This window comes from Pseudomonas sp. PS02288 (assembly GCF_029959715.1).
Lineage (GTDB): Bacteria > Pseudomonadota > Gammaproteobacteria > Pseudomonadales > Pseudomonadaceae > Pseudomonas_O > Pseudomonas_O kuykendallii.
The window spans coordinates 1-11,398 of sequence record NZ_JASCPA010000091.1 but is presented as its reverse complement, the minus strand read 5'-3'; the positions used below and the strand labels follow the sequence as shown (position 1 = coordinate 11,398).

Annotated in this window: 4 protein-coding genes; 1 reads left to right on the top strand and 3 read right to left on the bottom strand. The window is 65.0% G+C overall.

All coding sequences use genetic code 11. The annotated features are described in order from the left end of the window. Positions 1 to 84: 84 nt before the first annotated feature. The 3 genes from QMX85_RS22345 to QMX85_RS22335 all read right to left on the bottom strand — a co-directional run bounded on the left by QMX85_RS22345 (position 85) and on the right by QMX85_RS22335 (position 8,190). On the bottom strand, positions 85 to 5,967 hold the full coding sequence (locus QMX85_RS22345) for a filamentous hemagglutinin N-terminal domain-containing protein (RefSeq protein ID WP_282344602.1): 5,883 nt from the start codon (positions 5,965 to 5,967) through the stop codon (positions 85 to 87). Positions 5,968 to 5,998: 31 nt separating this feature from the next. Further along, positions 5,999 to 7,588 (bottom strand): ShlB/FhaC/HecB family hemolysin secretion/activation protein, encoded by a 1,590-nt coding sequence (locus QMX85_RS22340; RefSeq protein WP_282344600.1) that lies wholly within the window; start codon positions 7,586 to 7,588, stop codon positions 5,999 to 6,001. A 458-nt stretch (positions 7,589 to 8,046) separates the two neighbouring features. After that, positions 8,047 to 8,190 (bottom strand): hypothetical protein, encoded by a 144-nt coding sequence (locus QMX85_RS22335; protein WP_282344598.1) that lies wholly within the window; start codon positions 8,188 to 8,190, stop codon positions 8,047 to 8,049. A gap of 1,150 nt (positions 8,191 to 9,340) precedes the next feature. Here QMX85_RS22335 and betT point away from each other — a divergent pair. Continuing rightward, complete coding sequence (gene betT, locus QMX85_RS22330; protein ID WP_282344597.1) at positions 9,341 to 11,299, top strand: choline BCCT transporter BetT; 1,959 nt, start codon at positions 9,341 to 9,343, stop codon at positions 11,297 to 11,299. The last annotated feature ends 99 nt before the right edge of the window (positions 11,300 to 11,398 follow it).

Below are 11,398 nucleotides of genomic sequence, written 5' to 3'. Positions count from 1 at the left end.
GGGGGGGGTATGGGGGCGAGTTGCCTGCCCCCATGAAACCGGCGGCGGGGTGGCCCCGGCGGCCTCTGGTCCTGCAGTGCTGGTTTACTTCGCTTCGAACACCAGGTTGCCGTTACCGTCCTCTTCGAAGCCGGTGGCGGGCCGGATGTCGCCGGCGTTCAGCGGACCGGCGACGAGCAGGCTGCTCGCCGGGTTGCGTGGCTGCAGCGCGGTGTGCACCAGGTTGTCCATCGCCCGACGGGTGTCCTCGGTGAGGTTGCCGCCGATCAGTCGATCGTCCTGGTTGACCTGCGCCGCACCTCCGAGATCACCCACCAGGTCCTTGATCAGACCCGAGCTGGTGCTCGGCGATTTGACGTCCACTACCCAGCCCTTGACGTTGCCCACGCCGGGCATGGCATCGAGGATCTGCGGCGCGATGAAGGTCACCGTGCCACCGCTGCGCGCGGAGCTGGTTTCGATCTGGCCGATGCTCAGGCGGTCCTTCGCGGAGTAGCTGATGTTGCCGCTGTCCGAGGTGGTTTTCGCCAGGTTGCCCATGTCGATGGAGCCGCCGCTGACGAGGGCGATGGCGCCACGGCCCTTGGTGCTGATGGTGCTGTCCTGATCGATGTCGCCGCCCGCGTTGATCGCCACGCTACCGGCACCGCTGGCGATCGCCGCGGCCTGGTGTACGTCGCCGCCGGACTTGATGACGATGTTGCCCTTGGTGGTGTTGATCGCCGCATCCTGCTGCACGTCACCGTTGGCATTCAGCGTGATCGCGCCATTGTTGGTGCTGATCGCCGCGCTCTGCTGGATGTCGCCCGCCGCGTTCAGGGTCACATCGCCGGTGCCGGTTTGGCTGACGCCGCCGTTCACCTGCAGATCGCCCGCGGTGGTCACCTGGATGGCGCCGCCGGTGGCCTTGAGCGCCGGGTAGGACACCAGGTTCATGCTGCGGAACAGCGAGGCGTAGGTGGGCGTCAGTTCCAGGGTCTGGGTGCCCTGGTTGTTGACGTAGATGCCACCCGTGCCGCCGTTGGCGTAGAGGCTTTCCAGCTTCACCTGCAGCGCATCGCCGGACTGGCCGATGCCGCTGCCGGCGATGGCCTGCAGGCCCTGGGCGGAGACGTCCACCAGACCGGCCGCCTGGGTGCCGCGGATGCTGCCGCCGGCGGTCAGGCTGACGGTGTGGCTCAGGCCGGTGTCGCTGATCGCGTTGGCCAGTACCAGCGAGCCGTCGGTGTCTAGGCTGATGTCGCCGTCGCCGGAGACGCCGGTCACCGCGCCCTGGGTGGAAACGGTGAGCAGCTTGCCGCCGTTGGCGTTGCTGATCGAGACGCCGTCGTGGCCGCCGGCCGCTGCGAGACGCTCGGTCCGCGTGGCGACGCCCTGCTGGGTGCCGATGCCGTTGCCGGCGAGCAGCGACAGGTCCGGGGCGATCAGCGTGCCGCCGGCACCCTGGATGGCGCCGCTGGCCTTCAACCCGATGAAGGTGTCGCTCTTCACGTTGCCGACGACGTTCAGGTTGCCCAGCGTGCTGGCGATGATCTGCTTGCCGCTGGCTACGTTGATGTCGCCCAGGCCGAGGGTGCCGGTGGAGTTGAGGTACAGGCTGGTGTTCAGCGTGCCGCCCTGGTTGACGTCGAGGCGGTTGGCGATGATCCCCAGCGGCTTGTCGGCCGAGCTGTCGATGTCCTTGTTCAGGTCGTAGGCGCTGACCGCCTGCTTGCGTACCTGCTCGCTGGCATCGCGCGCCACGTTGGCCTTGAACACCGCCAGGTCCGCCATGTCCCGGGAGGTCTGGGTGGTGTCGCGGATGGTGGTGGTGGTCACCAGATTGGTCGCGGCGGTGTTCACCGCGGCCTGCGCCACATCGAGCTGGTTGTTCAGCTCGGTGAGGGTGTCCTGGGCCGGCGCCAGGGTGTAGCGCTCGTAGCTGTCCAGCGCCAGGGAGGCGGCGGACATCACCAGGTCGACCACGGCGAAGGCGGCGTCGGCACCGGCGTCACCGGAGAACGGCACGGCCTGTGCGGCACCGGCGATCACCGCGGCGGCGTTACGCACCACGGTGGCGGCGTTGAGCGCGGTGTTCAGCGCGTCGACTTTCGCCGACATGGTGTCCACGGTGGCCTGCTGGGTGTTGACCGCGACCTGGGTGAGGTACTCGTTCAGTGCGGCCAACTGGTCCTGCAGCGTGGCGCTGGTGACCATCGCCTCGTAGCTCTTGAGCTGCTGCTGGAGGATTTCCAGTTGCAGCAGTTTGGCGGCGGCCTCGGCCACCTTCGCCGAGTAGTCAGCGATGGCGGTGTCGCGGCTGAGTTCGGCGTCGCGCAGCGCCGGGGTGCTGGCGCTGAGGCTGACGTGGTTGCCACGGATGTTCGCCGCGGTGCCGTTGCCGTCGAGGATGATGCCCTTGCGCGACTCCACCTTGACGTTGCCGCCGGTGCCGGCGTCGAGCATGCCGATGGTGATGTTCGACTGGGCGACGAGGCTGATGTCGCCGTTGTCGGTCTTCAGGTTGCCGGCCACGATGACGCCGTTGTAGCCATCCAGTTCCGACTTGGAGAGCGCGGTCAGGCTGATGCTGCCGCCACCCGGCAGGTAGATGGTGTCCTTCTGGTTGATGAACACGATGTTGCCGTTGGTGGCGGTCATGCTCAGCTTGCCACCGTCCATGGTGATGATGCCGCCGTTGTTGTTCAGCACGGTGATGCTGGTGGCGATGATCGAGATTTCGCTCAGGCCCTTGCCGGTCAGCGTGGTGCTGTCCACCGCGATGGCGCCGGCGTTGGAGGCCTTGACGCCACCCGTGCCGCCCGCCGCGGAGAGGAAACTGACGTCCAGTGCCAGGTCGCCGTTGTTGCCGATGCCGCCCGGTGCGCGGATGTCCAGCGAGCGTGCGCTGACGTTGGCCGCGCTGTTGCCGTTGCGCGCATCTTCGATGGCACCGGCGGCGCTGAGGCTGACGTTGTTGCCGCCGGCATTGATGGTACCGAGGTTGATGTCGCCGTCGGCGTCGATGGCCACGTGGCTGCCGCTGCCGCCGGTGGTGGCGCTGATCAGGGCCAGCGGCTGGCCGCCGGTCTGACGCGCGTAGATGCCGCCGTTGGCGGTATCGATCACCAGGCTGTCGACGTGCAGTTCGAGCTTGTCGCCGCTGGTGCCAAACGACTTGGCGTTGACGGTGAGACCGCTGGTGACGAAGTTGGCGTCGTCGCCATTGCCGTCGGTGACGGTGCCGCTGACCTTGAAGGCGATGGAGTCGCCGGCTTCCAGGGTGCCGAGCACCACGTCGCCGCTGTTGTTCAGCACCATCCGGCCGGTGGCGCTGGCCGACAGCAGGCTGATCGCGCCGGTGTTCTGGACGTACAGGTCGCCGGTGCTGGTCAGTGCGACGGGGCCGCTGACGCTGCTGTTGAAGGCCTTGCTGGCCGAACCGATCTCGCTGCCGTAGAGGCTCAGCGAGGCGGCGGTCACCGCCGGTGCGCCGTTGCTCGCGGCGGAGCTGATGGCGCCGCCTGCGGTCAGGGCCACGGCGTTGGTCGCGCGTACCGATTTGACCTGCAGATCGCCGGCCTGCTTGACGGTCACCGCGCCGCTGCTGCCGGTGGCGCTGGCGGTCAGGTTGAGCGGGCTGGCGGACTGGTTGTCGACGTTGATGGTGCCGTTGCGGCTGAGCAGGTTCAGTGCCTCGGCCTTGGTCAGCAGGGCGCTGGCGCCACCGATGCTGCCGCTGGCGTCGAGGTTGACGTTCTTCGCCAGGATGCTGCCGCTGCCCTTGGTGATGTTGCCGGCGGCGACCAGGTTCAGGCTGTTGCCCGCACCCAGGGCCAGGCCGTTGACCAGGATGCCGGCGGCACTGTTGGTGAAGGACAGGTCGAGGCCGCTGGCGTCGGTCAGGGCCAGTGCGTTGGTGCTGTGGTTGTGGCTCAGCGAGCCGCCGTCGATGCCGACCTGCACGTCGCCGTTCGGCGTGCTCAGGCTGAGGGCATTGAGGGCCTTGTCGTTGCTCAGGTAGATGCCGGCCTGGGCCACCTTGGTGCTGGCGGCGATGGCGTCGGCGGAGGTTTCCAGGGCATTGGCGGCGGTGCCGATGGCGTTGTTGGCGCTGATCGTCAGTTCGCTGCCGCTGAGGTTCATCGCGCTACCGTTGTTGTCGGTGATCGCGCCGTTGTCGGCGGACAGGCTCACCTTGCCGGTGGCGGCGATGCTGCCGAGGGCGACGTTGCCCTGGGCGACGCGCACGGCGACGTCGTGGCTGGCGCCGCCGGCGAGGATGTTGCCGATGGTCAGGCCGTTGCTTTCGGTGAGGTAGACGCCACCGTCGGCGGCGCTGGCGTTCAGCGTCTCGCTCTGGATGTTCAGCGCGCGGCTGGCGTCGCCGACGTTCTTGCCGGCGTTCAGGGTCAGCGTCTTGCCGGTCAGGGTGACCGCGTCGGCCGCGCTGAACACGCCGCCGTCGGTGGAGGTGATGGTCAGGTCCTTGGTGGCGGAGACGGCGTCGGTGAGGAACACGCTGTCCTGCGAACGGATGCTGACGTTCTTGCTGCCGGCGGCGCCGTTGGACAGGGTGACCTTGCCGTTGGCATCGCCGATGGCGCCGAGCGAGGTGCTCTGGCCGTTGACGGTCACGGTTTCGCGGGCGGTGACGTTGCCGACCAGCAACTGGCCGAGCGTGTTGTCGACGTTGATGCCGCCGTTCTGGGTCGAGGCGTTGAACACGTCGACCTGGGTGTTGAGCGCCTGGGCATCGCTGCCGATGGCGCCGTCGGAACGCAGGGTGGTCGACCAGCCGGTGATGTTCACCTTGCTGCTGTCGGCGGAGGTGATGCTGCCGTTCTGTGCGGTGATGATCACGCGGCGCTGTTCGGTGTTGCTCTTGTCGCCGGTGCTGACTTCGCCGAGGGCGACGCCGCCGTTGACGTCGGTGACCAGCACGTGGCCGTTGACGGCGTGCGCGTTGAGCACGTCGGCGTCGACGCTGAGGGCGTTCTCTTCGGCACCGATGGAGGCGCCGTCGGCGGTGACGGCCAGGTTCAGGGTGGCGGCGCGGGTGCTGCTGCCGGTGGCGGTGGTCAGGCTGTCGGTGGCGGTGAGGCTGGCGGTGCCGCTGACGTTGATGTTGCCGCTGGACGCCTGCTGGATGCTGGCGGCGCTGATGTTCAGGCCGGTGGCCTCGATCACGCCGCTGTTGTTCACCACCGAGGACATCAGGCCGCTGGCGCTGTTGCCGGCGAGCACGACGGTCTGCGCCTTGATGCTGCCGCTGTTGCTGACGCCGAGGGCGTCCGCGTCGCTGGTGGCGGCGCCCAGTGCGTCGGCGGAGACGTTGAAGTTGATCAGCTTGTTGCCCTGCAGGTCGACGTTGAAGCGGTTGCCCGCGGCAACGGTGACCTGGCCGACGTTGGCCACGCCATAACCGATGATCTGCCCGGCGTTATCGACCTTCGGCGCCACCAGGTAGACGAAGCCGTCGGTGGCGTTGAGCTTGATCTCGCCCTGGTTCTTGATCGAACCCAGCGCGTTGCCGCTGAAGTTCAGCGTGCTGCCGTTGAGGAAGGCGGTGTTGTCCACGTCGAGGGTGGAGGCCAGCAGGCCGGCCACGTCGATCTGCGCGTTGGCGCCGAAGACGATGCCGTTGGGGTTGATCAGGAAGACGTTGCCGTTGGCCTGCAGGGCGCCCTGGAGGTTGGAGACCTGGTTGCCGAGCACGCGGTTGAGGACGACGGCGTCGCGGCTGCCCTGGGCGAATTTGACCAGTTCGTTGGTATCGATATCGAACTGCTGCCAGTTGATGATCGCCTTGGCGCTGGTCTGGTTGATCAGCGTCTGGTTCAGCGTGCTGCGGTCGATGGTGACGCTGCCGGATACCACGGTTTCACCGCTCGGCGCGGCGTGGGAGAACGAGGCGTAGCCGGCACCGATGAGGGCGATCGACAGCGCGGTCAGTACGGACGGATGACTTTTGGTTGTGCGTGACATGAGTGCTTATCCTTCGAATGGGGGCCGTCGATCAGAAGTGGTAACGCGCCTGGGCGTAGACGTAGGAGCTGTCCTCGGTCTTCTCGCCGACCGGGAGACCCCAGTCGAGACGCAGGTCGACGCTCTTCAGCGGGCGGGCCAGGAGGCCGATGCTGAAACCGGTCAGGTCTTCGCTGTCGTTCTGCTCGGGCAGCGGGTCCTTGATCCAGATGCGGCCGTGTTCCAGGCGCGAGGTCAGTTGATAACGGTCGCTGTCGGAGAACAGCGAGTAGCGGCCCTCGACACTCGCGGTGACGCCGTGGTCGCCGGAGTAGGCCGACGCCGGATGTCCGGCCACCGAGCCGAAGCCACCGATCGCCCACTGCTCGCTGGAGACCAGCGAATCGGCGCTGTACTGGCCGTAGAGGCGCGGAATGACCAGCAGGCGGGCATTGATCTGCTGCAGGCGGGTCAGGTCGAAGCTCAGCTTGGTGAAGTCGTTGTCCGCGTGGGCGTAGGCACGACTGGACATCGACGAGCTGTCGTCCATGCCGCCGAGCGCTTCGCCGAGGCCCTGGTGCAGGTCGAGGCTGGCCAGGGTGCGACCGTAGAGGTCGGTGTTGTCCAGGCCAAAGCTGAAGCGCAGCTTGCGGATCTTGTCCTCGGCGGTGCTCTGGCCGAGCATCGACTGGTCCAGATCCTGGTATTCCAGCCAGGCACCTGCGGTGTAGATCGTGCGCGCCGAGCGGACGAAGTCCTGCGACAGGCCGAGGCCCCAGCTGGTGTTGTCGCCTTCGATCTCGAGGATGCGGAACTGGCTGCCGATGTCGACGTTGCCCTGCGAGTAGTACGCATGGGCGTGGGTGCCGACGGCGTTGAGCGGAGTGCTGTAGTCGACGTACTCGAAGTGCAGGTCGCCTTCGCCGATGGACTGCATCGCCAGCAGGTTCAGCTCGTCGCCGCGGCCGCTGAGGTTGGCGAACTGCAGGCTGGGAATCACCCGGTATTCGCCGGTGTTGTCGTTGCCGTAGTTGTTGGCTTCGAGGGCGCCCTGGATGCGCGGCGACTCTTCCACGTTCACCAGCAGGTCGGTGGAGCCCAGCTCCTTGCCCGGTTGCAGGGTCGAGCTGACTTCGATGCCGGACTGACGGTTCAGGCGGGTCAGCGCACGTTCGACGTCTTCCAGGGTGAACGGCTTGGAGGTCTCGATGCCGCCGGCCTTGAGCGCGTCGATCACGCGCTGATCGCTGTAGCGCTGGTTGCCGTTCACTTCGATCTTGCCCAGCCAGCCTTCGAGCACCACCATCTGCAGGGCGTCCTGATGAGCGAAATCCTGCTGCGGAACCACCACCTTCGCCAGGCGATAGCCGCTGAGGTGGTAATAGGCCTCGATCTTCTTCGCCAGGGCGTTGATGTCCTTGAACGTCAGCGGGCGGCCGAGATCGGCGGCGAGCTGGGCGCTCAACTGGTCGCTGGTGAAGGTCTTGTTGCCGGTGAAGGCGACCTTTTTCACCATCACGCGGCTTTCCGCGGCGGGCGCGTTGGCGACCGGTGCGTCCGCGGCGAATGCCAGGTTGGCGGTCATCACGGCAAGGCTGAGTGCGCAGAAGAGGATTCTGGCGGGTTTATCGGAGTACGACATAAGGCCCCTTGTTTCCATATCGATGGACGTGGTTTTGGCTGTGTGGCGAACGGCGACTGGTGGCATGTTTTCTGGTTCTCACGGTCTTCTCCGGTCGTTCCGGACCGCGCCCGGAAGCGCGATTCGATACAGTCGAAGACGGCGTTTGGATTTCTTCGGGCAAACTTTTCCCGCGACCTTTAATAACGGCCGAAAAACAGTTGAATGACTCACTGCAACTTTTTTAAAACGTGGGATGCCCGCTAAACGAAGTAACGCGCACTTCGCAAAGTTTCATCACAACATCGGGGCTGGCTGTATCAGGAATCGGCGCAATGCGCCTGGCGATGCCTACTACGTTCAGGTACCTGACGGTCGACTGGACTGCATCTCACGGGTCGGGTTGATCTACACGCTCTGTCTGCTCACACGGTTCGCTTCGGGTGTGGCTGAAGCCGAACCGGTTCACGGTCGCCTCTTCAGTCGGATGGCTTATCGTCGCTTCCGGAAAAAGCTGGATTGCCGTTCGTCGCCACCATCTCGTTGTTTTCCATGCGTTTATCCAGCTTTTTTTCGACGAATGACGCTGGCGGAACAATGCCATTTTGTGCGTTCAGTCGCATTTTTCATGCAGTTATGAATCTAAGCGAATGCAACTACCGTTCGGCGATCAACCAGAAAGCAGTGCCTTCTCCCTCAACACTGTTGCCATTTCGCTGGCGCCAGGAAGTCTTTCGCAGCGGAAAAACAGGTTCCTGTTGCAACTGTTTTTATTCGAGCGAATTAACGCGCAATAGATGATGGCGGAAAAAGACCTGATGAGCCTCGATGTTTATGTGGCTCTGCGGATGCAGTCCTGAGGCAGAACAAGTTCAGCCTTCAAGTGAGAACCTGGAAATTCGTTAGCTTGCTCAAGTTGGCAAGGCGAAGTTTCGAGGTGAATTTGATTTCATAGTGTTCGGGATAGGCTCGCCGCTGCTAGGAACAGGGCAAAAAACTACCGGACCGACCAGTGGTAAGAATTGGCAGGTCGCTGTGAGGCAATCCACGCTTGCGTGAGGGGGTTGGTTAAAGGCCGACGCGTTTGCGGTTGCGCCGAAAGGGGGCGCGCGCGAGGTGTGTTCCGGGCAGGCTGCTGGCCCTCCCACTCGCCTCGTTACCGGACGAGCGGTACTAAAGTTTGTTCGGTGAAGGGGAACTTTTGCTGTCTCGGCAGCCGTCGGGTGCCGGATGAATGAAGGTAGAAGGCAACAGTCCCCGGCGGCCGTTACCGATGATGAGCAACGCGTGCCCGGCCTAAGGGAAGGAAGGCCATGAGCGACAGCAACCGGCGCAGCGGGGCGCCACCACCCGGTCGAGGTCATAGGCGCTGATCACGCGGCTCGGCGGGTAGGCCGCCCGGCGACGTTGCGCATCTATTCCGTGATCGTCGGTGCCGATGGTGAAGCAGGCGAGGGCGGCGAAAGTTCGATTACAGGGCCGCACGGGCCGAGGCTGGCTCGAAGGGGCGCTCAGGTATGGCGCGAGTCTCGTTGAACACTGCCGGTTTCCCCATCGGCGAACACGGGTGAAGCCGTCGAGCCGCTCAAGCACGTGCATTCGCCCTGGGTCCTGAACGCAGGTGAAGGGGTCGTCCTGGCTATGGAAAAGGCTTTGCGCGAGGAGTGTTCCGGCACATGAGTTGTCCATAGCGGGTAGCCATGGCTGTTAAGGTGGCCGGCCCGCCAGGAATGGTCACGGCGGGAAGTGCATTGAAAAATCGGAGAAAACTGTATGGAGATACCATCCACCCGCACGATCAATCCGCCTGTATTCGTCAGCGCTGCGGTCCTCATCCTGGCGTTGGTGCTGTTTACCGTGGCGATGCCAGAAACGGCCCAGACGCTGTTCCAGGAAATCCAGCGCTGGATCATCGCCAACGTCAGTTGGTTCTACATTCTCACCGTCGCGATCATCCTGATCAGCGTGGTGTTCCTCGCCATCAGTCGCTACGGTGACATCAAGCTTGGCCCCGATCACAGCGAGCCGGATTACCGCAACGTCACCTGGTTCGCCATGCTGTTCTCTGCCGGCATGGGCATCGGCCTGATGTTCTTCGGCGTCGCCGAACCGGTGATGCACTTCATCACCCCGCCGTTCGGAGCGGGCGGCGATGTCGCCGCGGCGCGCGAGGCGATGAAGATAACCTTCTTCCACTGGGGCCTGCATGCCTGGGCGATCTACGCGATCGTCGGCCTGATGCTGGCGTTCTTCTGCTATCGCCACGGGCTGCCGCTTACCCTGCGTTCGGCGCTCTATCCGCTGATTGGCGAGCGCATCTACGGTCCCATCGGCCACGCCGTGGACGTGTTCGCGATTCTCGGAACGGTCTTCGGCGTCGCCACTTCCCTCGGGCTTGGCGTGGCGCAGATCAACAGCGGCCTGCACCATCTGTTCGGGCTGCCGGTCAGCGTCGGCGTGCAGGTCGGGCTGATCGTCGCCACCTGCTCCCTGGCGACGCTGTCCGTGGCCAGCGGCCTGGACAAGGGCATCCGCATCCTCTCGGAAACCAACCTGGCGCTGGCGGTTATCCTGCTGCTGTTCGTGCTTATCCTCGGCCCGACGGTGTTCCTGCTGCAGACCTACGTGCAGAACACCGGCGCCTATCTTTCCGAAATCGTCAGCAAGACCTTCAACCTCTATGCCTACCAGCCCAGCGACTGGATCGGTGGCTGGACGCTGTTCTATTGGGGCTGGTGGATCGCCTGGTCGCCCTTCGTGGGGCTTTTCATCGCGCGGATCTCCCGCGGCCGGACGATTCGCCAGTTCGTCGGCGGCGTACTGCTGGTGCCCACCGGCTTCACCCTGCTGTGGATGACCGTGTTTGGCGACACTGCGATCCACTTCATTCTGGTGGATAACCTGCAGTCGCTGGCGGCGACGGTGGACCAGGACAGTTCGCTGGCGCTCTTCGCCTTCCTCGAACAACTGCCGTTCAGCGGCCTGGTTTCGCTGATCGCGGTGGCGATGGTAGTGGTGTTCTTCGTGACATCGGCGGATTCCGGCGCGCTGGTGGTCGACTTGCTGGCCTCTGGCGGACAGGACCGCACGCCGGTCTGGCAGCGCATCTTCTGGTCGACCCTGATGGGCATCGTGGCCATCGCGCTGCTGCTCGCCGACGGCCTCAAGGCGCTGCAGACTGCGACCATCGCCAGCGCATTGCCGTTCTCGGTGATCCTGCTGTTGAGCATCTGGGGACTGTTTCGCGCGCTCGGCGCGGACGCCACCAAGCGCAGCATCCGCTTCCAGGCGGTCAGCCTGTCGCAACCGGCAGTACACGGCGAGAGCTGGCAGCGCCGGCTGCGCGGCATGCTGCTGATGCCGCGCCGGTCGCAGGTGACGCGCTTCATCGAGGAGACCGTGGCCCCGGCGTGCGAATCGGTGGCCGAGGAACTGCGCAAGCAGGGCCTGGAAGTCGAGGTGGTGCGCGAGGAACAGCAGGTCAGCCTGGATGTGCATCACGGCGAGCAACTGGATTTCCGCTATGCGGTGCTGGTGCGCTCGTTCACCCAGCCGAGCTTCGTCATGCGCGACACCGGGGATACCGAGGAGCGCAAATACTTCCGCGCCGAGGTTCACCTGCGCGAAGGCGGTCAGGACTATGACGTGATGGGTTGGAGTCGCGATGGCGTGATCGGCGACATCCTCGACCAGTACGAACGTCATCGGCACTACCTGCACGTCGTCCGCTAAGGCTTTCGCCGCTCTGCCGGGCCGCGCTGCCCGGCCCTTCTCCCTGCTCTTCGCCCAACGGCTCTGCGCCGCGCCCAGCCCGGCCCGCCGCCGGGGTCA